The sequence below is a fragment of the uncultured Marinobacter sp. genome, from assembly GCF_947259545.1.
Lineage (GTDB): Bacteria > Pseudomonadota > Gammaproteobacteria > Pseudomonadales > Oleiphilaceae > Marinobacter.
Genome location: NZ_CAMYMK010000009.1, coordinates 258,200 through 283,218, shown reverse-complemented (window position 1 = coordinate 283,218; position 25,019 = coordinate 258,200). Strand labels below are relative to the sequence as shown.

Sequence of the window (25,019 nt, the reverse complement as noted above, 5' to 3'; positions counted from 1 at the left end):
TGTTTTCACGCCACTCCCCATGCATGGCAGATAAATTGCTGTATCCGTGGTGTGAACGTCCGATAACGGACTCAAACCAAACGCCAAGCCGCGGAGTGCCGATCATTCCGCGTTGAGAACATCGAGGAAACGTCATGCAGTCATCAGAGTCTTTGCGAATTCTACTGATCGACAACAATCCGGAGCGCGCGAGCAAGGTATGTGCGGCCCTGACCCACAGCGGCCATGAAGTCATTCGCCAGCGCCCCGACGCCACCGGGCTGACGGCAGCAGTCGCCCGTGATCAACCGGACATGGTGATCATCGATATGGACTCTCCGGACCGCGATACTCTGGAGAACATGAGTACGCTGAACGACCACGCCCCCCGACCCATCGTGTTTTCCGCGGACGAGCCCGGAGATCGCGCCACCATTCAGGCCGCGGTTCGAGCAGGCGTCAGCGCCTACGTGGTCGACGGCATCAAGCCCCAGAGTGTCCGCTCAATCATCGATTCCGCCATTGCCCAGTTCGAATCCTTCCAGGCCCTGCGAACGGAACTGGCGGAAACCCGTGGTGCCCTCGAGGACCGGAAATACATTGAAAAGGCCAAGGGCCTGATCATGAAACACGAGAATTGCGACGAAGACAGCGCGTTCCAGATGCTGCGGTCTGCCGCCATGGACCACAGTGAACGTCTGCCGGATATGGCACGCCGGATCATCACCCTGCTGGAAGGGCAATCCGCTGCCCCGGCAGTCAAAAAGGCATCCTGATCGATCCGAGGCGAATCTGATCCCATGGCCAACCCCACTCCTATCCGTCGCCGCACGGCCTTTCACCTCAGGCTCGGATTTGTACCGCTGCTGGACAGCGCCCCGCTGATCATCGCCCAGGAGATGGGGCTGTTCGAGGCCGAAGGGCTGCGGGTCGAACTGGTTCGAGAGAGTTCGTGGGCCTCCCTCCGGGACAAAATCAGTTTCGGCCTTCTGGAAGGCGGACACATGCTTGCTCCCATGCCACTGAGCATGTCCCTGGCGACAGACCGTCCCCGGGTACCGGTAACCACCGGCATGGTATTGAGCCGCAATGGCAATGGCATCACCCTGGGCAATGAGCTGTTTGACAGGATGGTTCTCTCCGGTGCTGACCTGAGGCAACCGATTGAAACCGCTCGTGCATTGACGCAGCTCGCGAGAAAGCGCCAGAAGCCCGTCAGGCTTGCTTCGGTGGCGCCGTGGTCAAGCCATGACCTGCAACTCCGTGACTGGCTGGATTCCGCCGGAGCCATTAACGGCGAGGATTTCCACATCATCCCGGTGTCACCGGTACAGATGATGGATGCCCTTCAGAGCGGCGCCATCGAAGGCTGTTGCGTAGGAGAACCCTGGAACAGTGTCCTTGAGCGGCGTCAGCTTGGTCGTATCCTGCATTCCGGGCACCAGATCTGGCAGAATGCGCCGGAGAAGGTCATGGGGCTTCGGGCCGACTGGGCCGAACAACACCAGGAAATGCATCGCCACCTGATTCGCGCCCTCCTTGGCGCCTGCCGCTGGCTCGACAACCCGAACAATCACGCCATGCTGGCGCGGATCCTTGCCCGCCCGGAATATCTTGGGGAATATTTCAATCGCAACATTGGTGAACAGTTTCCCTTGCATCCAAGCGGCGGTAACAACCCGTTCCACCCCAAACTGCACCAACATTTCTTTCGTAACTCAGCCAACTTTCCCTGGCTTTCCCAGGCCCACTGGCTGGCTACACGCCTGATTGCCCACCAGCAGCAACTGGCCCATATCGATATGCCTTCGATACGGCGTATATTCCGTCCCGATATCTTCCGGGACGCCGCCGGCTCCCTTGGCATCGATGCCCCGGTCATCGACAGCAAAACCGAAGGACAACATCCCCGCGCTTTCACACTGAACGGCCAGTTCGGCCCGGTTAATGTCTCCAGCGATTCACTGCTGGGAGAGCAACTTCACGACTGGCAATCCAACCCGCCTGTGCCCGCAAACGAAGCCTGACGCACCAATAACGTTCCCCTCTATCGGGCGAACAGCCCCTCCCAGCCTCCAAGAAACATGATAAATACTTTAATTTCAACATTTTAAGAACCTGGCACGAGGCCTGCAGAGACTACTGCAGATAATAGTTTACCGATAACCAACCAGGTTTCCCGGGCATCGACGCCTGTTTCCCATCAGTGGGGAGCGGGCGTTTTTTGTTTGGGGAAAAGCAAACTGCGGGAGAGACCCATGAAGCTGAAGACACTGGCAATATCACTACTGATCCTGAGTGGAACCGGCACGGTTCAGGCCGACATCGGACCGGCGGAGAAGCCGGACCTGAAACTGGGCTTCATCAAGCTCACCGACATGGCGCCGCTGGCCGTCGCCTGGGAACAGGGCTTCTTTATGGACGAAGGCCTGTTTGTGGAGTTGGAAGCGCAGGCCAACTGGAAAGTGCTGCTCGATGGCGTGGTGACCGGTTCACTGGACGGCGCCCACATGCTGGCCGGACAGCCGCTGGGGGCTACCATCGGCTACGGCACCCAGGCCGACATCATCACCGCCTTCAGCATGGATCTGAACGGCAACGGCATTACCGTCTCCAACGATGTCTGGGAACAGATGCGTCCGCACATCGGTGATAACGACGACGGCCAGCCGGCGCATCCGATCAGTGCATCCGCCCTCAAACCGGTCATTGAACAGTACCGCAACGAAGGTGAGCGCTTTCGTATGGGTATGGTGTTTCCAGTATCCACCCACAACTATGAACTGCGTTACTGGCTGGCGGCCGGTGGCCTGAACCCCGGCTACTACGCTCCCCAGCGTGGTGACACCAGCGGCACACTGGAAGCAGACGTTCACCTGTCAGTGACGCCGCCACCGCAAATGCCGGCCACCATGGAAGCCGGCACCATCCAGGGCTATTGCGTGGGCGAACCCTGGAACCAGCAGGCGGTGTTCAAGGGCATCGGCGTGCCGGTGATTACCGATTACGAGATCTGGCCCAACAACCCGGAAAAAGTGTTCGGGGTAACCGAAGCCTGGGCCGAGCAATACCCCAACACCCACCTTCGCCTGCTGCGTGCATTGATTCGTGCCGCTCACTGGCTGGATGAGAACGACAACGCCAACCGGGAACAGGCGGTGAAGATTCTCGCCCGCTCAAATTACGTCGGCGCCGATGAGGAAGTCATCGCCAACTCCATGACCGGCACCTTTGAGTATGAGAAAGGCGACGTGCGTGAGGTACCTGACTTCAACGTGTTCTTCCGTCACTACGCCACCTATCCGTACCCCTCGGACGCCATCTGGTACCTGAGCCAGATGCGCCGCTGGGGCCAGATTCCGGAACCCAGGTCCGACGATTGGTATATGGAAACCGCCGCCAAGGTTTACCGCGCGGACATCTACAAGGAAGCAGCCCGCTCACTGATCGAGGACGGCACCCTCAGCGCCGAAGACTTCCCGGACCTGGACGCGGAAAACTTCGCCCGCCCCTATCAGGGTGAACTGATCGACGGCGTCGCTTTTACCCCGAGAGAACCGAACGCCTATATCGACAGTTTCGACATTGGCCTGAAAGGGTCGCAAACCCCTTAATCACGTGATTGTCAGGAGAGATCCCATGACCACACTCAGCCAGACCGATCAGACACCGGCTGCCACACACTGGCTCCGTGCACTGACCGAAAAACTGCCCCGGCCAAACCTGGCCGACTCCGGTCGCCAGCTGTTGCTGCCCATCATCGGCATCCTCCTGTTCCTGGGGTTCTGGCACCTTGCCGCGCCGCAGGTACAGACCTCCCTTGGGGCGTTTCCGGGACCGGGAGCGGTTCTGGAACAGTCGGGCCAGCTGTGGCAGGAACACAGCGACCAGCGGGAACGCGCGGCACAGTTCATCACCATGCAGGAACAGCGTAACGAGCGCATTCTCGCAGAGAATCCGGACGCAGAGGTGAGAATTCGCTCCTATCCGGGCGCCCCCACGTTTCTTGACCAGGTGGTAACCAGCCTGGGCACGGTCCTGGCCGGCTTTGTACTGGCAACACTGATTGCGGTTCCCCTGGGTATCGTGATCGGGCTCAACCGCCACTTTTCGGCGGCGGTGAACCCACTGATCCAGATCTTCAAACCGGTCTCGCCGCTGGCCTGGCTGCCACTGGTCACCATGGTGGTGTCAGCAACTTACGTCAGTGACGATCCAATGTTCGAGAAGTCGTTCGTGACTTCGATGATCACCGTCACCCTGTGCAGCCTGTGGCCAACGCTGATCAATACCAGTGTCGGGGTGGCAGCGGTCAATCCGGACCTGCTGAATGTCTCGAAAGTCCTGCGGCTGTCGTTCTGGACCCACGTTCGCAAGGTTGTGCTGCCGTCTTCGGTGCCGATGATCTTCACCGGCCTGCGGGTCTCTCTGGGTATCGCCTGGATGGTGCTGATTGCCGCCGAGATGCTGGCCCAGAGCCCGGGGCTGGGCAAGTTTGTCTGGGATGAGTTCCAGAATGGCAGCAGTCAGTCGCTGAGCCGGATCATGGTGGCGGTATTGGCCATCGGTTTCATCGGCTTCCTGCTGGACCGCATCATGCTGCTGATTCAGAAGAAGGTTGCCTGGAACGAGTAACTTCCGGGAATGGTGCATGCCGCCCCGAGCAAGGATGGCCTCACGGGACACGCGGTGGATACGTCCCTGTACGCTCGACAAAAACATCCATGTTTTTGACGGTCCCGTGAGGCCATCCTTGCCCGGGGCTCCGCTGACATTTGAGGATATCGCTATGAGCAAGCCACATCTTGAATTAACCAATGTCCAAATGGCCTTCGATACACCCACGGGGCCGTTTGTCGCCCTGGAAAACGTGGATCTCAAGATCCGCAAAGGGGAATTCGTCTCCCTGATTGGTCACTCCGGCTGCGGCAAATCCACGGTGTTGAATATCGTCGCCGGGCTGTTGCAGGCCACCCGCGGCGGCTGCGTGCTGGACGGGCATGAGGTGGATACGCCGGGCCCGGAACGGGCGGTGGTGTTCCAGAATCATTCGCTGATGCCCTGGCTGACGGTGTATGAAAACGTCGAGCTGGCCGTTCAGCAGGTGTTCCGCAAGACCATGAGTAAGGCCGAGCGACGCGACTGGATATTGCACAATCTGAACCTGGTGAATATGGGACACGCCCTCGATAAGCGCCCCGGGGAGATTTCCGGGGGCATGGCCCAGCGGGTGGGTATTGCCCGGGCGCTGGCGATGAAGCCCAGCGTGCTGCTGATGGATGAACCCTTCGGGGCACTGGACGCCCTGACCCGGGCACACCTGCAGGATTCGTTGATGGAGATCCAGCAGGATCTGAACAGCACCGTGATCATGATCACCCACGATGTGGACGAAGCTGTTCTGCTGTCCGACCGCATCGTGATGATGACCAACGGCCCGGCCGCCACGGTGGGGGAGGAACTCTACATTGAACTGCCACGGCCACGTAACCGGGTCACCCTGGCGGATCATCCGGAGTATGTGCGTTACCGTCAGGCCGTGCTGTCCTTTTTGTATGAAAAACAGAGCTTCCCGGGCAAACAGGGTGCGCCTGCGGACGAGCCAGAGGCAGAATCAATCGATGAGAGTCCGGACCAGCCCTCAAGCACCTTCGCGGTGCACGCCGCCCCGTCTGGGCGCACGCGTGCCCAGACGGAACTGGAGGAAAACGCCTAACTCGCTGTTTAAATTAAACTAATAATGTTGGCACGGAGTTCGCTTTTACCTTCTCAAGGATGAATATCCCGGCTAAGGATCGGCCGGACCATCAGATCATTGTTGTTGGCATTGGCGCCGAACCATCGAGTTCCTCCGGGGATGAGATGCTTCGGCTTTTTTTGTTTGGTTAAAAAGGGATAGCGACCATGAACACCGGGGCACAACAAACCCTCGTTATCTGTGGCCACGGCATGGTGGCCCAACGGCTGCTGGAAAAGCTGGTAGCACAGCCGCACCAGCCTTATAGCCGGATCGTGGTGTTCAATGGTGAAGCCAGCCCGGCTTACAACCGGATCCAGCTGTCCGCCTTATTGGCCGGTGATACCAACGAGGGCAGCCTGGTCCTGAAACAGTCTGACTGGTTCCGGCAACACAACATTGAGGTCCACCAGGGTGACCCCGTCACCGCCATTAACCGGACGGCAAAGACCGTTACCACCACCAGTGGTCTGGTACAGGAATACGACCGCCTGGTGATTGCCACCGGCTCCCGGTCAGCCAGTCTCGGCATTGCAGGCGAGGAGATGGCAGGGGTGGTCGGATTCCGTGACCTGCGGGACACCCGCAGGCTGATTGACATCAGCCAGCGTCACCGGCGGGCAGTGGTCATCGGCGGCGGCTTCCTGGGTCTGGAGGCGGCAGAGGGTCTGCGTAGCCGCGGGATGTCGGTGACTGTCCTGCATCGAAGCAGCCACCTGCTGAACCGCCAGTTGGATCCGACCGGTGGCGCCCTGCTGGAAGACGCCCTGACGGCCCGGGGCCTGACCATCCGCACCCGCACTTCCCCGGTTGCCCTGTTGGGCAGGGACACCATCCGTGCGGTTCAGCTTGACGATGAAACCCTGATCAGCACCGACCTGGTGGTCATCGCCGCCGGCATTTCACCCAACGCCCAACTGGCCCGGGATGCGGGCCTGGACTGTGATCGCGCCATTCAGGTTGATACCCGGCTGCGCACCAGTGATCCGAATATCCATGCCATTGGCGAGTGCTGCCAGATCAGCAAGCAGACCTTTGGGCTGGTGGAGCCCGGTTACCAGCAGGCTGAGGTGCTTGCCCAGGTGCTCTGCGATGCCAACAGCGATGCCACTTTTGAGCCGTCGGTCATTCCCACGCGACTGAAGATCAGTGGCATTCCCATTTTTTCCTGTGGCCAGACACAGCCGGACGGCGACACCGAGTCGGTGGTCTGGCAGGACTATGAAACCAATCGCTATTGCCGCCTGCTGATCCGCAACCAGCGCCTGACCGGCGCGGTCCTGTTCGGTGAGACCACGGACGGCCTGTGGTACAGCGAACGCATTCAACAGGCCGATGATATCAGCCCTATCCGGGCCCACCTGGCCTTTGGCAAACATTACTGCGACGCCGCGTGATGCCGTCAGTGAAAGAGAGAGGAAATACCATGAGCAAACAAACCCTGATCGTGATCGGTAACGGCATGGTGGGTCACCATTTTCTTGAGCAGTTGACCGGTTCGGCTGCCGCTGACCGCTTCGATATCAAGGTGTTCGGCGAAGAAAAACTGCTGGCCTATGACCGCGTCCACCTGTCCGAGTACTTCGGTGGCTCCACACACGCCGACCTGGCCATGGGCACCGCCGACTGGTATGCAGAGAACAACATCGACCTGCACCTCAACGAACAGGTCACCGCCATTGATCGCGACCAGAAGACCGTGACCACCTCCGAGGGCAGCTACGGTTATGACGAACTGGTATTGGCAACCGGTTCCTACCCCTTCGTGCCACCGATCAAGGGCAACGAGCACCCCCATTGTCTGGTGTATCGCACCCTGGAGGACCTCGACAGCATCCGCGCCAGCGCCCAAGGCGTCAAAACCGGTGTTGTGGTCGGCGGCGGCCTGCTGGGTCTGGAAGCAGCCAATGCCCTCAAGAGCCTGGGTCTGGACGCCCACGTAGTGGAGTTCGCGCCGCGACTGATGCCGGTACAGCTCGACACCGACGGTGGTGCCCTGCTCAGACACAAGATTGAGGAGCTGGGCGTTCAGGTTCATACCGAAAAGGCCACCACCGAGATTGTCGAAGGTGAAGATTGCCGCCTGCGGATGAACTTCAGCGACGACAGCCATCTGGAAACCGACCTGATAGTGTTCTCCGCCGGCATCCGCCCTCAGGACACCCTGGCCCGCGACAGCGGCCTGGACATTGGCGAACGTGGCGGCATCGTCATCAACGATCAGTGCACCACCTCCGACCCGCACATTCATGCCATCGGCGAATGCGCCCTGTGGGGCGGCAAGATCTTCGGCCTGGTCGCCCCCGGCTACACCATGGCCCGCACCCTGGCATCCGCCCTCAACGGAGACAGTGAAGCGGCCTTTACCGGCGCCGACATGAGCACCAAGCTTAAACTGCTGGGCGTGGACGTGGGCTCCATTGGTGATGCCCATGGTCAGACCCCCGGCGCCCGCAACATCCGTTTCAACGACGAGCAGGCCGGTCACTACCGCCGCATGGTGGTCAGCGAGGACGGCAAGACCCTGCTCGGTGCCATTCTGGTGGGCGATAACGGTCCCTACGACACCTTGCTGCAGTATGCCCTCAATGGCATCACCCTGCCGGACAACCCGGAAACCCTGATTCTTCCGGAAAGCGAGGGCGGCGCGCCGGCCCTGGGGCCCGATGCCCTGCCGGAGACAGCCTCCATCTGTTCCTGCCACAACGTCACCAAGGGCGACATCTGCGGCGCGATTGACGCCGGTTGCAGCGACCTGGGCAGCGTCAAAGGCGAAACCAAGGCCAGTACCGGCTGTGGTGGCTGCGCGGCGCTGCTGAAGAACGTCGTGGACAGCGAACTGGAAAAACGCGGCGTGGAAGTGAGCAAGGATATCTGTGAACACTTCCCGTACAGCCGCCAGGAGCTGTTCCACCTGGTGAAGGTCAACGGTATTCGTACCTTCCAGACCCTGATCCAGGAGCACGGCAAGGGCCACGGCTGCGATATCTGTAAACCGGCGGTGGCATCCATCCTTGCCACCTGCTGGAACGAGCACATCCTGGCCACCGACCACGTGCCGCTGCAGGACACCAACGACACCTTTATGGCCAACATGCAGAAGAACGGCACCTATTCCATCGTGCCCCGTGTACCCGGCGGTGAAATCACTCCGGACAAGCTGATCGTGCTGGGTGAGGTGGCCAAGGAGTACAACCTTTACACCAAGATCACCGGTGGTCAGCGGGTGGATCTGTTCGGTGCCACTCTGAGCGAACTGCCGGAGATCTGGGAAAAACTCATTGCCGCCGGTTTTGAAACCGGTCACGCCTACGGCAAATCCCTGCGTACGGTGAAATCCTGTGTCGGCAGCACCTGGTGCCGCTACGGCGTGCAGGACAGCGTGGGCATGGCGATCTTCCTGGAGGATCGCTACAAGGGCCTGCGTTCGCCACACAAGATCAAGATGGCGGTGTCCGGCTGTACCCGGGAGTGTGCCGAAGCCCAGAGCAAGGATATCGGAGTAATCGCCACCGAGAATGGCTGGAACCTGTATGTCTGCGGTAACGGCGGCATGCGCCCGCGCCACGCCGACCTGTTTGCCACTGATCTCTCCGACGAGGAACTGGTCCGCACCATTGACCGGGTGCTGATGTTCTATGTGCGCACGGCCGATCGCCTGCAGCGTACAAGTGTGTGGATGGAGAATCTGGAAGGTGGTCTGGAATATCTCAAAGAGGTAGCGCTGGAAGACAGTCTGGGTATCGGCAAGGAGCTGGAAGAGCACATGGAAAGTATTGTTGGCACCTACCAGTGTGAGTGGAAGACCGCGGTGGAAGATCCGGAGAAGCGCAAGCGCTTCCGCGAGTTCGTCAATGCGCCTGAGAAGAAGGATCCGGTGCAGCAGTGGACTACCGAGCGGGATCAGCGGCGGCCTGTTTTGGAGACCGAGTCTGCGTAGCCTGATGACTTGGCGGGAGGAGCGAGGGGTATGGGGGTATTTTTCTTCTGGAAAAAGAACTCGCTTCGCTCAGACACCTTTTTCCTGACAGAAAAACACCCCCATACCCCTCACTCACGTGACCATGCAGAGATATCATAAGATTGCTTTGGAGACTGTTATGAAAGCTCGCACTAGCTGGGATGTAGTTTGTAAGGTGGAAGATCTGGTGCCGGAATCCGGTGTTGCGGTCTGGACCGAAGACGGGCCGGTGGCGGTGTTTTACCTGCCGCACCGTTTGCCTGCACTGTTTGCGGTCAGCCACACCGATCCGTTCAGTGGCTCGAACGTGCTGGCCCGGGGTATTACCGGTGATATCAAGGGCGAACCGGTGGTGGCGTCACCACTGTACAAGCAGCACTTCAGCCTGGTGACGGGTCAGTGTCTGGAAGACGAAGATGTCAAAATCGAAACCTACCCGGTCCTGTTAGACGGCGACCAGATCAGGCTGGAGGTTCCAGTGACTCACTCGGAAACGGCTGCGGCCTGATAGAGGGGTTGGAGCGCTGGTTGCTATTTTTCCTGACCGGGTTTTACCAGAGGTCAATTGCCTCCCGCCACGGCTAGGGTAAGATCAGGGAAAATCCAACAACAAGGATGACCTCGTGAAGCCACTCAGCCCTACCGACCAGATGTTTCTCTGGCTGGAAAAACGCCAGCAACCCATGCACGTTGGCGGACTCCAACTGTTCTCCTTCCCGGAGAATGCGCCGGATGACTATGTGGCGCAGCTGGCGGACCAGCTCCGTGAGCACACCACGGTCACGTCGCCGTTTGACCGCCGCCTGGACAGCAGATTCGCTCAACCGGTGTGGGTGAAGGATGAGCACCTGGACCTGGAACATCACTTCCGCTTCGAGGCGTTGCCGACGCCGGGTCGCGTCAGGGAGTTGCTGTCGTTTGTGTCGGCGGAGCATTCCCACCTGATGGATCGCGAGCGGCCACTGTGGGAGTTTCACCTGATTGAGGGTCTGAGGGAACGCCAGTTTGCGGTGTACACCAAGATTCACCACTCCCTGGTGGATGGCGTCTCCGCCATGCGCATGGCGCAGCGCATGCTGTCCCATGATCCCGAACAGCGCGATATGCCCCCGATCTGGGCATTGCCGCCCCGGGCCAGGCGCTCGGATGATGAGGGTGGGATGTCGTTGTGGCGTAGCATCGGACAGCTGATCGGGGAATCCGGCAAACAGCTGGGTACTGTGCCCACGGTGGCCCGGGAACTACTGAAAACGATCAATCAGGCCCGTAAGGATCCGGCCTACCATTCGGTTTTCCACGCGCCCCGCAGTATTCTGAACCGGAAAATTACCGGCTCCCGACGCTTTGCGGCGCAGTCCTACTGCCTGAAACGTATTCGCGCGGTCGGCCATGCCTACGGGGTGACGGTGAACGATGTGGTCATGGCCATGTGCGCCAGTGCCCTGCGAACCTACCTGATGAACCAGGATGAACTCCCGGAGCAACCGCTGATCGCCATGGTGCCGGTATCCCTGCGCCGGGATGACAGTGAGGAAGGCAATCAGGTCGGGATCATACTCGCGTCCCTGGGCACCCATCTGAGCGATCCCGCCGACCGGCTGATGCACATCCATCACGATGTCAAAATGGCCAAGGATCGCTACTCGACCATGTCCTCCGAGGAGATCCTGAACTACACCGCACTGACGCTCGCGCCGGCGGCGTTCAACCTGCTCACAGGTATGGCACCGAAGTGGCAGACCTTCAATGTGGTGATTTCCAACGTGCCGGGGCCTTCGGAAGACTGCTATTGGAACGGTGCCCGAATGGAAGGCATGTACCCGGTATCCATCGCCATGGACCGGCTTGCTCTGAACATGACCCTGACCAGCTACCGCGACCAGATCGAATTCGGCCTCATCGGCTGCCGCCGCACGCTGCCAAGCCTGCAACGGATGTTGGATTATCTGGAAGAGGGGTTGGCGGAACTAGAGATTGCTGGGGGAAGCTGACTTGGGGTGGTTGAAACCTTCTGCCGCCTTCTCCCAAAACACGCCTACAAGCACTTCCCTGTGGGCTCGGATCGGGCCATCCCTGGCCCTCTACGGTTTTGGAAGAAGGCAGCAGAAAGTCTCGTCAGACTCCGGCGAAGCTCTCCGTAGGAAATCAGCCGAATTTAACTTCCTGGTTTCGCTCGGAAATCTGGTCGTTCAGAGTCCAGAAATCGTACAGCACGCCTACGAGGAACAGCCCGCCGGTCAGCAGATACAGAATTGCCGTAATCCATTTGCCCATATACATGCGGTGCAGGCCAAACACGCCGGTAAAGGTCAGCAGAAGCCAGCCAATGTTGTAGCTGACCTCGCCCTCCCGAAACTTCAGATCCGCCTCCCGGTCCATGGCCGGGATCAGGAACAGGTCGATGATCCAGCCGATAAACAGCAAGCCCAGGGTAAAGAACCAGATGGTGCCAGTAATCGGTTTGCCGTAGTAAAAACGGTGGGATCCGAGGAAGCCGAAGATCCAGAGGAGATAACCAAAGAGTTTGCTGTGGGTGTCTTTTTCGGATGGCATGGTGTTTCCTGGATTAGTGGGTGATTTGGTTTGGACGGCCCTCTCCCCGGTCAGCAGGGCGTGGGGTGGTGCCTTATTTTTCTGAGAACAAAGGTGTCTGAGCAAAGCGAGTTCTTTTTCTCAGAAAAATAAGGCACCACCCTGCGACCACGCTCCCCAACAAGAGGCCCGTGGGCCCCAAGCCAAAGCTTCAGGGCCCCAGCTCGGGAGCCGGATCGGGCCCATCTTCACGAAACTCGCTGGCCGATTTCCCGGTCCACTTGCGGAAGGCCCGGCTGAAATTGGACAGGTCCGCGTAACCCAACTCGTAGGCAATCTCACTCACCGACTGGTTGGTATAGCGCAGTAGCTGAATCGCCCGGTCCTTGAGCACCGATTCCAGAATCTCGCGATAGGTGGTGTCCTTCTCCGCCAGGCGGCGCTTGAGTGTCCGCGACGACACACAGAAGCGATCCGCCATGGCCTCCAGGGAAGGCAGCGGTCCCGGTGTCATCCGCAGCATATTACGAATCGCCAGGGTAATATCGCCCTGATCCTTCAACGCCTTCTGCAATTCGAATTCGCACTGTTCACGGGCCATGCGGGAGGCATCCGCATCCGCCAGCCGCATGCGCACGTTCAGCAGCTCCTTTGGAAACACCATCATTTCCTCAGGCTTGCCGTACTCGAAGCGTACTGGCAACTGATTGGCGAAGCGGGCGTAATAATCCGGTTCGGGTTTGCTCAGATGCACTGTGACTCCCGGTAACTTGCCGTCGGTCATCGCAAAGCCCCGCTTTTCGGCATCCTCGCGGTCCAGCAGTTGCTCGGTCAACATAATCAGCGTGGCGCTCACGGTCTCTGCCAGGAACGGATACAGCCCGGGTGCATCGAACTCGGTACGGAGCTGGACCAGGACGTTTTCACCCGCCTCGGACTGACTCATGCTGAGGAAGGGTGCGCGAAGCTGCAGGTATCGGCGAACGGAATCCAGGGCATCGGCAAAGGTCGGGCTGGTCAGAGCGGCAAAGCCCAGGGTGCCATGGATGGTCAGCCTGAGTTCCCGCGCCAGCATGAAGCTCAAGCCGTCCTTGCCCGCCAGATCCAATGCACGCTGCGTCATCAGGATCGCGTCGGTCACGAACACCCGGCTGTCATTCGCCTTCAGGTCTTCTGGTGAGAAGCTCAGCCCCTCGTACAACGAGCGGTCATTATAGCCAAGCTGCCGCACGGTTTCGGCCATGACCCGCATATACACGCCAGGCACCAGGAAAAACCCCAGCATCTGCCGTTCTTTGTCCGGGCTGGTGTTTGCCATAGGTTGTCCTTTGGGTGTTGTGGGAAAGTTACTCTGATGCTAACAGAAGCCAGCGACCGCAACACTGGGGCTGGAGGCACCTGTGATACTGTCATCATAGTCAATTTAAACCGCCATTACTGTCCCAACCTGAACGGCAGGCGTCCCCTTCACGCATTCACAGTTGTCGTTGACTTGCCCAAACTGCAGACATGACATCAGCCAAAGCGTTCAGTCGCAGAGGAGTATGAACATGCTGAGAACAAAAACTGCAGAGTCCAGGGCACCGGTTTCCAACACGCCGGATAACGTCTCCATCAAGCCCCAGCGTATGGGCTTCGAGTTTGGCGAGCAGGTCCCCCGTTACTGGCTCGATAACAGCTACATTCTGAGCCACACCATGAACGCTCTGTCGGTTCTGTTCCCCCAGGGTGAGCAGTTCTTTGTGGACTCCGTGCGCTATTACCGGGATCAGATTAACGACCCGAAGCTGAAGGCTGAGATGCGTGGTTTTATCGGCCAGGAAGCGATGCACTCCCTGGAGCACGATGCCATGAACCAGCATGTGCGGGATAGCGGTATGCCCGTGGAAGAGCTGGAAAAGCATCTGGAAGTGGTTCTCGGCATTGCCAAGAAGCTGCCCAAGCGGCACCAGCTGGCCATTACCTGCGGACTTGAACACCTGACCGCCATGATGGCCGACATGCTGCTGGAGCGCAGTGACGTCCGCGAGGACATGCACGAAACCATGCGCCCGCTGTGGATGTGGCACGCCATTGAAGAGACCGAGCACAAGGCCGTAACCTACGATGTCTTCCAGGAGGTCGGCGGCACCTATGCTGAACGCGCCTTCTACCTGACGTTCAGTACCGCCATGCTGGGTGTGATGGCAAGCTACTTCACGACACGAATGATGCTGAAGGATCCCAAGCACTTCTCGCTGAAGGACACCGCCAAAGGGCTGTGGCGTATGTGGGGCAAGAACGGCACCTTCTCCAGCCTGATCCCGACCTGGCTGGAATACTTCAAGCCGGGCTTCCACCCCTGGGACCACGACAACAGCGAATTGATTGCCAGCTTCAAGGAGCAGATCAACGAGCACATCGCGCCCCAGTACCAGAACGGCAACCGCCGTACACTCCAGTAATCACTGCAGTCGGTATTCACTGCAGTCGGTAGCACGGCTTTCAGGTCAGGTTATGCCAGCGCGTAACCTGACCTGATCACTTCTCCTCCCCGCCATAGCCGCCACTCGCCAGGCGCGTAGATGTCCCACTGTTCGTCCGTCGTCAACGGCTCAGTCACGATGACGCTGACAATATCGTCCGGCGTGGTCTCCGACTCGAAGTCCACGGTCACATCGGCATCCTTGAGTCGGGCGGGGCCAAACGGCGCACGGCGGGTAATGCTGGCCATTTTGGTCGTACAGTAGGTAAACAGCCAGTCGCCATTGCTTAACAACAGATTGAACACGCCCTCACTGGCATAGTTCCGGGCTAACGCAACAAGGCGATCCAGCACCTCGTCAACCGGGGTCTCACGGTCACAGTGCTGGCGAAGATCGTTGAGGATATCGCAGAACATGGCTTCGCTGTCTGTCGAGCCCACCGGCTCGTAAAACCCCTGGGGCGCATGGAACGAGGATAGCTGGCCGTTATGGGCGTACACCCAGTAACGCCCCCACAGCTCACGGATAAAAGGGTGAGTGTTGGCCAGACAGATCTCACCAACATTAGCCTGGCGGATGTGGCAGATGGCCACTTCGCTTTTGATCGGATGGGTCTGGACCACTTCGGCGATACGGGAACTGGCACTGGCACCGGATTCATGAAAGGCCCTGACGCCTTTGCCCTCATAGAACGCCACCCCCCAGCCGTCTTTATGGGGTCCGGTTTCGCCGCCGCGGCGGGTCAGACCGGTAAAGCTGAAACACAGGTCGGTCGGGGTATTGGCGCTCATGGCCAGTAATTCACACACGGTTCAACCCCCTCAGCCAGTAAGCATTTCACCTCTCGGTGTTATCGGTCCCACGGGCGCCACCCGGTTGCGGCCAGCGCGCTTACCACTGTACAGGCAACGGTCGGCCACGCGAAACAGTTCTTCCGCCTGCCGGCCATGATCCGGCCATTGGGCAATACCGAAAGAGGCGGTGACGCGTATCCGCGACTCACCATAGACAAGCTCACTGTCAGCAATACGCTGGCGCAGCGCATCCATCAACTCAAAGGCATCGGCCGGCCTTACATCTCTGAGGATCAGGCCGAACTCCTCGCCACCGAGACGGCCAACGGAATCCGTCATCCGCAAGCGTTCCAGCAGGCACTGACCAAGGTTTCGCAACACATGATCGCCAGCGTCATGCCCCATGCTGTCGTTCACCATCTTAAAATGGTCAATATCCATAATCACCAGAGCAAACCCGGTACCACTGCGCTCACACTCGGCGATGGTGCGGCTCAGCTTATGCTGAAAACTGCTGCGATTTGCCAACCCGGTCAGGGCGTCGGTCTGCGCCAATGTGACAAGCCGCTGTTCCGCCTCTTCCCGGCGAATCTCGTACATATGCACGAAGGTGAGCATCAGGGCACCGCAAAAGACCATATTGAGCAGGTCGATCATCACGTGGGCACTACCAATGGATCCCAGGTGAATAAAATAGACTACACAGCCCACAATCATGAAGGGCACACTCAGAATTAGCCCCTCATGCTTGCCAAGAAGCAGGTAAGCCAGCACTGGCATCATCAGCACCCAGACAAACGCCGACACCGACGCTTCCGGTAAAAGTATGATCACCAGGAAAAACGAAAACAGGGTTACCAGGTACCCATAGATCCATTGCTGGAGGTGGGGGGAGGTGCGCAGGCGGACCATGCCAAAAAGCAGCAGGGCACTGGCACACAACTCGATGGTTGCGACCCACCAGAAACCGTTGAGCAACTGCAGGAAGGCAAAAACCACCAGTGACAAACCGGTGATCAGAAACAACAGCCGCATTAACGAACGGCGATGGCTATCGCGAAGACCCGAGCGGCTATGTTCCAGTGTAGCCCCCAGATCGGAGTGATGAGGCGTTTTCATGCTGACTCTTTCCCTAGATGAACAGCAAGTATAGAAGTAAAACTCTGTATGTAAAATGTACAGCAGATTGCGATCCAGTCGCAACCTGCTACACATTAATTCATGCCTCAGACATACAGGTTCTTGCGGGAGAATCTCGCTACCAGTGGCTGATAAGCGGATCCCAGCAGACGGTTGATCGCTTCGATGCCCCAGGCATCCGGGCCCACCAGAATGCGGGATTCGTCCTTCAGAATACCTTTTACAATAATTTCAGCAGCCTTCTCAGGTGTGGTCATCGCCAGCTTGTCAAAACCCTTACGCTGGGCATCGGCATTTTCCGATTTGCCCATACGGGCAGCGTTGGCAATGTTGGTGCGAATGCCACCGGGGTGCACACAACTGACAGCCACCGGCTGATTTTCCAGCTGCATTTCCTGACGCAGAGCTTCAGTAAAGCCACGCACGGCAAATTTGGCAGCATTGTAGGCGCTTTGCTTGGGCACACCAATCAGGCCGAACACGCTGGATACGTTAACGACATGGCCGTCACCGGAGGCAATCAGATGGGGCAGGAAGGCACGAGTACCGTGGGCAACACCCCAGAAATCGATGTCCATCACCCATTTGAAATCGTCATCGGTCATTTCACGAACGGTGGCAGACAGGGCAACACCGGCGTTGTTGATCACCAGGTTTACCTGACCAAAATCCTTGGCGACCTCTTCGGCATGGGCGTAAATCGCGTCACGACTGGACACATCCAGCTTGTAGGTTTTAACGTCCGCGCCACCCAGCTCCTTCACGGTTTCCGCCAGGCCGGTTTCATTCACGTCCGACAGGGCGAGGCGACAACCACGGGCAGCGAGTGACTTGGCGAGGGCGCGACCAATGCCGGAACCTGCACCGGTAACAACCGCAACTTTGTTCTTCAGATCTTTCATGGCCGGGGCCTCTTCATTGTTTTAAAGTAATTACTCTAGCAGGTGTCCGGTTCCAGACCATGGCATAAGAGGTCGCCGGTACCGGGCACTCAGGCCAACCGCGAGAGCCATGCTACAATCCGCTGCGACTTTCCAAACCAACCACTGACGGACATGACCTGTATGGAATGGAGTCTCACGCATTTCTGGCTGATTCTGGCCCTGATCCTGAGCCTGGCGGAGCTTGCCTCCGGTGTCCTGGTGTTGCTGGCTCTCGGCGCTGCAGCCGCACTGACGGCATTACTGGCATTCATTGGTATGTCTTTCGAATGGCAACTTGTGGGCATGGGGGTGTTTTCCGGCATTCTCGTTCCTGTCGCCATTCTCTGGCTTCGCCCCCGGTTCTCACCCAAGGGAATCGCTTATGGCACCACGGGCACCGGTGTCGAGTATGGCCGCCGCTACCATTGCGAACAGCGGGATTTTGACGGCGCCTCCGGCATCAAGGTCAATGGCGATTTCTACCGGATTCGCACCAGTGATACCGGGGTTACGGAATTACCGGAAGGCACAGAAGTCATTTTTGAACGATTCGACGGCACCACCGCCGTTGTCCACAGCGTCAATCACACGGAGTAACGAGTATGGAAGCATTTATGTCACCCGGGCTAATCATCAGCCTGGTCCTGGTTGTCATCGGTGTCGCGATCATCGCCAAAGGTCTGGTGATCGTGCGCCAGTCCGAGGTCATGGTTATTGAGCGCCTGGGTTCCTTCAACCGGGTACTGGAGAGCGGCGTAAACATCATCATTCCTTTTATCGAACGCCCCCGACCGATCACCATGATTCGCTACATGCGCATGGGGGATGACTACCACCCGGTCACGACTGATGAGACCCGTATCGATCGCCGTGAAACCGTGATGGACTTTCCCGGCCAGCCCGTGGTTACTACCGACAACGTCACGGTCAAGATCAATGGCGCCCTGTATTACCAGATCATTGATCCCCGGCGAGCCGTGTATGAAGTGGCGAATATGAGCCAGGCGGTGGAAGTGCTGGCGAAAACGACCCTGCGCTCGGTGGTCGGCAAGATGGAGCTGGACAAGCTGTTCGAGTCCCGCAGTGAGGTCAACAACGCCATCCAGTCGGAAATGGAAGAACCCGCCTCCAAGTGGGGGGTCAAACTGACGCGGGTGGAAGTGCAGGACATCAGCATGCCCGAGGAAGTGGAAGAAGCCATGCGCCTGCAGATGGCGGCAGAGCGGAAGCGTCGCGCCACCGTGACCGAAGCGGAAGGTGAGAAGTCCGCTGCCATTGCCATGGCCCAGGGCCAGCGCGAGTCGGCCATTCTTAACGCCCAGGGTGACAAGGAATCGGCCATCCTCCGTGCCCAGGGTGAGCAGGAATCCATTCGCCTGGTACTGAGCGCCATGGGCGAATCGGAAGAGAACAAGCAGACCGTTATTGGCTACCTTCTGGGGCAGAGCTACATCAAGGTGCTGCCGAACATGGCCAAGGACGGCGAGCGGGTGTTCGTACCCTATGAGTCGTCCGCACTGCTGGGCTCCATGGGCATGTTCCGTGAACTCGCGGGCAGCCCGGAAGACGTGGTGCGCCAGTCGGTCCAGCGTGATGGCCTGCGCGGCGGCATGGTTGCCTCCTCCGGCGCCGCTTCCTGAACGGGCATTACCCCAGCAGGTTGTCCAGGGGTTGCTGGTAACCGGGGGCAAACACCTCCATGAAGTAGGCAACCTCGGGTAACCCATCCTGTTCCAGCCGTCGTGCGATCTGCTCGGCGGCTGGCTCAAACTCCTTGTTACCGGTGCGGATCTCAGCCTCACATTTCAACCAGGCTGACAGACGATCTGCGGCCTTGATCAGCTCCTGCTCCTCCGCCGACAACTGAGACTCTCTTATATAGGGCGCGAAATCTTCCCTCAGGTCCTCCGGCAACAGCGCCAGCAGTTCCGCCTCCGCCTTGTGTTCGATATCCCCGAACGCCTCTCGCATGACCCGCGAGTGATATTTGACCGGCGTCGGCATATCACCGGTAATGACCTCAGTGGCATCGTGATACAGTGCCGCCGCCGCAATCCGGTCTGCGTTCACCGAACCATTAAAATGCCGGTTACGAATCAGAGCCAGTGCGTGGGCAAGGGTCGCGACCTCCCAGGAATGGGTCGCTACGTTCTCCTCGATCGCATTGCGCATCAATCCCCAGCGCTTGATCCAGCGCAAGCGGGAGACATAGGCAAAAAAATGGCTCAGGGGACGGCTCACAATGACTGCTTCCTTTTGCTCATGTGTCTATACTTGACCCTTTATGACTAGAATACTGTAACAGTACTCTGGAAGACGCTTACACCTATACCCCGGGATCGCTATTGTGTCACCTGTCCAACTATTCAGAAATACGATTCTTGTAGCGGCCTTTTTCGCCAGTGGGCTGACGTTCTCTGTGGCAAGTGCCGAGACGGAGATCCGGGTAGGTGTGTATAACTTCCCACCCATTGCCAGTATCACCGAGGACAATCAGGTCACGGGTTTGCTGGCTGACACGCTGGAGCGCGTTGCCAAGGCCCATCAGGACATCCGGTTCAGGATCATTCACACCTCACCCCAGCGCCGTCACCTGGATTTCGAGGCGGGTCTGTACGATGTCATTTTCTTCGAGAGTCCGGAGTGGGGCTGGGAAAATCATGATTTCAACGCCACAATGCCCATCCTGACCGATGAAGATGTATACCTGGCCCTTAAGAAACCCGGTCGTGACGCGAGTTTCTTTGATGATGTGAACAAGCGGCGAATTGTCGCCATTTCAGGGTACCACTACGGTTTCGCCAATCTGGAGACCAACAACGCGGAGCTGGAGAAACGATTCGATATCGAGTTTTCCGACAGCCACCGCCGCAACATAAACCTGATCAAGGCCGACAGGCCTTCCGTTGCGGAAGTTGCGATTGTCAGCCGCGCCTACCTTCAGAAATATCTGGAGCGCCACCCGGAAGACTGGGATACCTTTCTGGTATCCGAGGTTCCCGACCAGTCCTACCGCCTGTCAATCATTACCCACCCTGACGCTCCAGTCGACGACAAGGACATGATTCGCCTGTTTGAACCGCTGATGGAAAGCGGGCAGTACCGGCAGCTCGTTGAGCAGTGGGGGCTGCAGTTACCGTCGGGTTTCCTGACCAGTTTTCCCTATCAACTCCCTTAATCTGACTAACGGGCATCCAGCGCAAACTCGACGGCGACCCGCCCCTGATCGTCAGCCATGGCATTGCGTACCGGATCCAGTAAAAACAGCTGCTTGGATGCAACGCCATAGTCTTCCAGCATTTGTTTCCGCAGCCAGACGCCCCGCGCGGAGGCCAGATTACCCAGTGCTTCCGGGGGCAATGAGCGGTCTCCGGCCAGGTATTCCTGGCGCGCCTGCTCCCAGGCTTCATCGCTCAGCCCCCCGCCATTCTGTTCCTCCAGCCGTTGCTTCAACAGCGCCAATCCATCCGCTTCCGGCGCGACCACACCCCGGATATTGAGCAACAGCGCCGGCCGCTCCGCCAGAGCATCCGCAAGGGCATCCAGTTTCGCCTGCTCACCCTCGGCCAACGCGACCTGGCCCGCCAGGAAGTTGACCTGGCTCAGTTCCTCTCCGGACAAACCCGCCAACTCTGCAACCGATCCCAGAACGCTGAAGGGGGAGGCTGCCGCCTTGGCAAGGATGTTCACAAACGCCCGCATCACCACTTTTCCGACACTGAAATCGGGATCATCCAGGTTGCCGCTGATCGGGACATCAAGTTCAATCACGCCCTTGCGGTCCCGCAACAGCGCAAGTCCCAGCTTCACCGGCGCACCGACGGCCTCTTCACTCTCCACCGGCTGCCCCAGCTCCAGCCGGTCCATCACGATCATATTGGTGGCGTCGATACGACTGCCGGCGATTTCGTAAGTCATATCGACATTGAGTTTTCCGCTGTCCACTCCATACCCGAGATAGCGCCCGAAATAAGGCGACAGATTCGGCAGGGATGCGTTCTTCATGTCCAGACTCAGTTGGCTGACGTCATCAGTGCCCAGGGTTCCCAGGGTGCCTTCAAAGTTCACGTCGGAAACGCCATCCACCCGGCCTCGCAACGACACCTTGCCCTGTTGCGGCGCAATATTACTGATCCCGGTGACCGTGCCTTTCAGCTCATCGAACCTGGTCGTAAACGACGGATCAAGGGTTCGGTCGGTGTAGGACACTTTGCCGTCTTCCAGCAACAACTGCTCTATGCGGAAGATAAAATCTGGCTCACCCTCACTGTCCTCCTTCCGAGTCTCGGCCTCAGACTCCGCTGGCGCCCCGATCTCCTGGATAATTCGCTCGACATTATGCAGGCCATCACCACCGCGCACGACGTTCACCGCGGGCTGACTCAGGGTAATGGTGCCGATTTCCAGGCGGGCCGGATGCACGTTGTACTCCAGCGGTGCGAGGCGAAGCGTTTGCCAGCCCAGCAAGGGTTCATCTGAGTCCGGCAGGGTCAGGTCGAGGGCAGACACTTCCGCTGTGCCGCTGAACGTCCCCGTTAGCGGCTCCTTCTGGCCATCCAGATCCAGGTTTCCATCTACAGCCAGCTGTCCGCTTCGCACGTTCAGGTTCGCCGCCTCAAGGATATAGGGTTCAAAGGGCGCCAGTTGCACTCCGGAACCGGTCACACCGGCCTCCAGGGTAAATGGCTGTAACGTCGCCTGCCCCTCCAATCCCAGCGAACCACCTTTGGCAAGCGTCCCTTGCAGTCGGTAACGAACGGGGTCCTCTAACTTGTGGCTGATACCACCCAGGGTCAGGGCCAGGTCCTCAACCGTGATATCCGCCGGCGTTTCCGGTTGGCGATCCCGCCATTGCACCCGGCTATTGCTCAGCTCTACCTCGGCGATCGACCACAGAAATCCCTCATTTCCGGTTTCCGAGGCATCCGTGTCGGTCTCGTCTTTTGAGCCTTGCTGCAATGGAACCAGCAGGTCTATCTCGCCTTCGGCACTGCGCGCCAGGGACAGATCCAGAGCATCCACAGTAATCGTGCCGATATCGGCACGGCGCCCCGTCAGGCTGAAACCAATCTGGTCTACAGCAAGGCGTCCATTTGTCAGAGCGGCGTCTTTCTGATCCTCGTCCAGCGCCAATGCCAGCTCCTCCAGCTCCAGCAAGCCATCCGAGGTGGTCAGGTGCAACTGTTCTGCCACACTCAATTCATAACCGGTACTGACGGTGACGTTCCCGCCTCTCAGCTCATAGGGTAGATACGGCTTCAGAAAATGCTTCAGCGTTGCGTGATCCACATTGGCAACTCGCAGAAAGCCCTTTGAGTAAAGTGGGTTAATGCTCAGGTCGCCTTCCCACTCGATGGTCTGGCTACCGAGCGCCGCCAGCAGATAGTAATTGCTCTGGGATCCCTCTCGCTGCCAGGTGGCAAGATCGTTAAGGGTCAGGTCGAGGGGGGAAATCCGGAAGTCGGCAGGCTCCTCCTTGCTGAAATCCCGGAACAACAGCTCACCACCATTAACGGTAATCTGCTGAAAATACAGTTTCGGCGGTTCGGACGTATCGTCCTCTGCCGGCTCCGGCTCAGTGGCGGCAGGGTTGGCCTCGTTCCAGTCCCTGGCAAAATTCACGCTGTAATCATTCAGCAGGTCCAGGCGGATAAATGGCTCCTCGAGCGCAATGGCCTGCAGCCCAACCACACCGGTGAACAGTTTCCAGAACCCCAGATCGACAAACAGACGATCGAACCCGATCACTTTTTCGCCATCGGCGTCATCCGCGGTCAGGGCGCGGATATCCAGGTTCATGCTGAAAGGATTGGTCCTGATCTCCTCGACCTGCGCCTGCCAGCCCATTCGCTGCTCAAGTTGTTCCGGGACAAACCGCTGCAGCCACCAGGGCAACAGAAAAAAGCCGGCTAACGTGTATGCCAACAGCAGCAACACCAACCAGAACCAGACCTTCCTGTAGACAGGTTTTCGCGTTTGCGCCTTGGACACTCCAGAGCTCCCCGTTTGTTGCGCGTCAGTTTCCATCACTCTTCAATCCTGAAAGAATAGACCACCGTATGTTAATGCGTTCAATAGTACTGAAGACTCACCTTTTACGACAGGATCCATCGAATGGATATCAGTGACATGCGACGCGACTTCGAGAGCGAAGGCCTGGAACGGGACGCGCTGGATGACAACCCGATAAAGCAGTTCCATAGCTGGTTTGACGACGCACGGGCGGCGGGCATTCTGGAGCCCAACGCCATGTCTCTGGCCACCACCGGCAGCGACTCCATGCCAGATCTACGGACTGTGTTGCTGAAGTATTACGACGATCAGGGTTTCGTATTCTATACCAACTACGAAAGCCGCAAGGCCAGGGAATTGGCACAGAACCCGAAAGCGGCGCTGTTGTTCCCGTGGATTGCGCTGAATCGCCAGGTAAAGATCCAGGGCACCGTGGAAAAAGTGAGCAAGGCGGAATCGCTGCGTTATTTCTCCTCCCGTCCACGGGGCAGCCAGATTGGCGCCTGGGTCTCGGAGCAGAGCAAGGCCATTACCTCCCGCGGTCTGCTTGAGCAGAAGGTGGCTGAAATCAAGCGTAAGTTCAGTGAGGGGGAAATCCCGCTGCCCAGTTTCTGGGGAGGATACCGGGTAATACCGGAACGGATTGAGTTCTGGCAGGGCCGGCCCAGCCGTCTGCATGATCGTTTTGAATACGTGAGGCAAAGTGATGGCTGGCACATCCAGCGACTGCAACCCTGAGACGGCAGCCACGGTCTGGCTGTGCCGGGAGCCCGAGGCCGGGGCTCTGTCCTGTCCACACTGGCTGACCGAGTACGAACGAGCCACGGTGGCGCAGTTCTCCGGCCCCAGACAGCGGGAGTACCTCAGCAGCCGCTGGCTGATTCGACAGGCAATCGGACGCCGCTCGCAATGCCCCCCACGGGAATGCGAACCGGTCAGCGGTCGCCCTGTCGCTTCAGCCCGGCCGGATGGCTGGCACCTGTCCCTGAGCCACAGTGGTGGCTTGTCAGGCTGTGCTGTCAGTGACCAACCGGGTATCGGCCTGGATCTGGAACCACTCCACCGACATCCCCACTGGCAAAAAATCGTGCAGCGGTGGTTCACCCCGACAGAACAGAACTGGCTACTCGCCAACGACAGCCAGGAGGACTTCCTGCGGGTGTGGACGCTCAAGGAAGCCTGGCTGAAAGCCACGGGGCGGGGCATAGCCGGCAACCTGCAGACACTGGAAGTACGGCCGGACTTCAGCCTGTCCGGTGACCGTCACGACGCCGGATGGCAAGCCGCCAGCGGCGAACTGGGAGGCTTCCTGGTGACCCTGGTTTACCGGCATGACCGCCAGACGCTGCCTTGCGGAGGGCTTTTGTCCGGACCAGACGTCGACCTGGACCTCGACAGACCGATTCCACTGGACAGCCCGTTACGCTTCAGTTGGCACCGGCCCATCGCGCCCAGCCTGACCCGATAAGGAGCCCT

22 protein-coding genes are annotated in these 25,019 nt (G+C 58.7%); 15 read left to right on the top strand and 7 right to left on the bottom strand.

The window, feature by feature from the left end:
* The first annotated feature begins 134 nt into the window (after window positions 1–134).
* From Q0Y21_RS16005 to Q0Y21_RS15965, 9 genes are all read left to right on the top strand, one after another.
* Complete coding sequence (locus tag Q0Y21_RS16005) at window positions 135–755, top strand: ANTAR domain-containing protein (protein WP_297797614.1); 621 nt, start codon at window positions 135–137, stop codon at window positions 753–755.
* A 24-nt stretch (window positions 756–779) separates the two neighbouring features.
* A complete protein-coding gene (locus Q0Y21_RS16000) occupies window positions 780–2,006 on the top strand; it encodes a CmpA/NrtA family ABC transporter substrate-binding protein (protein ID WP_297797612.1) in 1,227 nt (408 codons plus the stop codon).
* A gap of 231 nt (window positions 2,007–2,237) precedes the next feature.
* Window positions 2,238–3,593 (top strand): CmpA/NrtA family ABC transporter substrate-binding protein, encoded by a 1,356-nt coding sequence (locus Q0Y21_RS15995; RefSeq protein WP_297797610.1) that lies wholly within the window; start codon window positions 2,238–2,240, stop codon window positions 3,591–3,593.
* Between the two features lie 25 nt (window positions 3,594–3,618).
* The gene (locus Q0Y21_RS15990; protein WP_297797609.1) at window positions 3,619–4,614 is read left to right on the top strand and encodes an ABC transporter permease; all 996 of its coding nucleotides are present in this window, start codon (window positions 3,619–3,621) and stop codon (window positions 4,612–4,614) included.
* A gap of 154 nt (window positions 4,615–4,768) precedes the next feature.
* Window positions 4,769–5,695 (top strand): ABC transporter ATP-binding protein, encoded by a 927-nt coding sequence (locus Q0Y21_RS15985; protein WP_366517693.1) that lies wholly within the window; start codon window positions 4,769–4,771, stop codon window positions 5,693–5,695.
* Window positions 5,696–5,883: 188 nt separating this feature from the next.
* Window positions 5,884–7,113 (top strand): FAD-dependent oxidoreductase, encoded by a 1,230-nt coding sequence (locus Q0Y21_RS15980; RefSeq protein ID WP_297797607.1) that lies wholly within the window; start codon window positions 5,884–5,886, stop codon window positions 7,111–7,113.
* A 29-nt stretch (window positions 7,114–7,142) separates the two neighbouring features.
* On the top strand, window positions 7,143–9,656 hold the full coding sequence (gene nirB, locus Q0Y21_RS15975) for a nitrite reductase large subunit NirB (RefSeq protein ID WP_297797605.1): 2,514 nt from the start codon (window positions 7,143–7,145) through the stop codon (window positions 9,654–9,656).
* A gap of 160 nt (window positions 9,657–9,816) precedes the next feature.
* A complete protein-coding gene (gene nirD / locus Q0Y21_RS15970; protein WP_297797603.1) occupies window positions 9,817–10,185 on the top strand; it encodes a nitrite reductase small subunit NirD in 369 nt (122 codons plus the stop codon).
* Window positions 10,186–10,300: 115 nt separating this feature from the next.
* A complete protein-coding gene (locus tag Q0Y21_RS15965; protein ID WP_297797601.1) occupies window positions 10,301–11,668 on the top strand; it encodes a wax ester/triacylglycerol synthase family O-acyltransferase in 1,368 nt (455 codons plus the stop codon).
* Window positions 11,669–11,822: 154 nt separating this feature from the next.
* Here the strand turns inward: Q0Y21_RS15965 and Q0Y21_RS15960 are convergent, their stop codons facing one another.
* Both Q0Y21_RS15960 and Q0Y21_RS15955 read right to left on the bottom strand, forming a co-directional pair.
* Entirely contained in the window at window positions 11,823–12,230 is a 408-nt protein-coding gene (locus Q0Y21_RS15960) for a TM2 domain-containing protein (RefSeq protein WP_297797599.1), read from the bottom strand.
* Window positions 12,231–12,420: 190 nt separating this feature from the next.
* On the bottom strand, window positions 12,421–13,527 hold the full coding sequence (locus tag Q0Y21_RS15955; protein WP_297797597.1) for an AraC family transcriptional regulator: 1,107 nt from the start codon (window positions 13,525–13,527) through the stop codon (window positions 12,421–12,423).
* Between the two features lie 232 nt (window positions 13,528–13,759).
* On the opposite strand from Q0Y21_RS15955, the gene Q0Y21_RS15950 reads away from it, so the two are divergent.
* Window positions 13,760–14,653: a metal-dependent hydrolase gene (locus Q0Y21_RS15950; protein ID WP_297797595.1), complete on the top strand. Its 894-nt coding sequence runs from the start codon at window positions 13,760–13,762 to the stop codon at window positions 14,651–14,653.
* A 50-nt stretch (window positions 14,654–14,703) separates the two neighbouring features.
* Here Q0Y21_RS15950 and Q0Y21_RS15945 read toward each other — a convergent pair whose 3' ends face one another.
* The 3 genes from Q0Y21_RS15945 to Q0Y21_RS15935 all read right to left on the bottom strand — a co-directional run bounded on the left by Q0Y21_RS15945 (window position 14,704) and on the right by Q0Y21_RS15935 (window position 17,510).
* Window positions 14,704–15,483 (bottom strand): class II glutamine amidotransferase, encoded by a 780-nt coding sequence (locus tag Q0Y21_RS15945; protein WP_297797593.1) that lies wholly within the window; start codon window positions 15,481–15,483, stop codon window positions 14,704–14,706.
* Between the two features lie 12 nt (window positions 15,484–15,495).
* Window positions 15,496–16,587 carry a sensor domain-containing diguanylate cyclase gene (locus tag Q0Y21_RS15940; protein WP_297797591.1) on the bottom strand — a complete coding sequence of 364 codons (1,092 nt, stop codon included), beginning with the start codon at window positions 16,585–16,587 and terminating at the stop codon, window positions 15,496–15,498.
* A gap of 107 nt (window positions 16,588–16,694) precedes the next feature.
* The gene (locus Q0Y21_RS15935; RefSeq protein WP_297797589.1) at window positions 16,695–17,510 is read right to left on the bottom strand and encodes an SDR family oxidoreductase; all 816 of its coding nucleotides are present in this window, start codon (window positions 17,508–17,510) and stop codon (window positions 16,695–16,697) included.
* A 162-nt stretch (window positions 17,511–17,672) separates the two neighbouring features.
* Between Q0Y21_RS15935 and Q0Y21_RS15930 the strand changes: the two genes are divergently transcribed.
* Window positions 17,673–18,128, top strand: a complete 456-nt coding sequence (locus tag Q0Y21_RS15930; RefSeq protein ID WP_297797587.1) for an NfeD family protein — start codon at window positions 17,673–17,675, stop codon at window positions 18,126–18,128.
* 5 nt (window positions 18,129–18,133) lie between these two features.
* Window positions 18,134–19,171, top strand: coding sequence for an SPFH domain-containing protein (locus Q0Y21_RS15925; RefSeq protein WP_297797585.1), 1,038 nt, complete (start codon window positions 18,134–18,136; stop codon window positions 19,169–19,171).
* A 7-nt stretch (window positions 19,172–19,178) separates the two neighbouring features.
* On the opposite strand, the gene yfbR is transcribed toward Q0Y21_RS15925, so the two are convergent.
* The gene (gene yfbR, locus Q0Y21_RS15920; RefSeq protein WP_297797583.1) at window positions 19,179–19,772 is read right to left on the bottom strand and encodes a 5'-deoxynucleotidase; all 594 of its coding nucleotides are present in this window, start codon (window positions 19,770–19,772) and stop codon (window positions 19,179–19,181) included.
* Window positions 19,773–19,878: 106 nt separating this feature from the next.
* Between yfbR and Q0Y21_RS15915 the strand changes: the two genes are divergently transcribed.
* On the top strand, window positions 19,879–20,709 hold the full coding sequence (locus Q0Y21_RS15915; RefSeq protein WP_297797581.1) for a transporter substrate-binding domain-containing protein: 831 nt from the start codon (window positions 19,879–19,881) through the stop codon (window positions 20,707–20,709).
* A gap of 5 nt (window positions 20,710–20,714) precedes the next feature.
* On the opposite strand, the gene Q0Y21_RS15910 is transcribed toward Q0Y21_RS15915, so the two are convergent.
* Window positions 20,715–23,522 carry a DUF748 domain-containing protein gene (locus Q0Y21_RS15910; protein WP_297797579.1) on the bottom strand — a complete coding sequence of 936 codons (2,808 nt, stop codon included), beginning with the start codon at window positions 23,520–23,522 and terminating at the stop codon, window positions 20,715–20,717.
* A 123-nt stretch (window positions 23,523–23,645) separates the two neighbouring features.
* On the opposite strand from Q0Y21_RS15910, the gene pdxH reads away from it, so the two are divergent.
* Both pdxH and Q0Y21_RS15900 read left to right on the top strand, forming a co-directional pair.
* The gene (gene pdxH, locus Q0Y21_RS15905) at window positions 23,646–24,281 is read left to right on the top strand and encodes a pyridoxamine 5'-phosphate oxidase (protein WP_297797577.1); all 636 of its coding nucleotides are present in this window, start codon (window positions 23,646–23,648) and stop codon (window positions 24,279–24,281) included.
* On the top strand, window positions 24,250–25,011 hold the full coding sequence (locus Q0Y21_RS15900) for a 4'-phosphopantetheinyl transferase superfamily protein (protein WP_297797575.1): 762 nt from the start codon (window positions 24,250–24,252) through the stop codon (window positions 25,009–25,011). Before pdxH ends, Q0Y21_RS15900 begins: the two co-directional genes overlap by 32 nt.
* Window positions 25,012–25,019 lie beyond the last annotated feature (8 nt).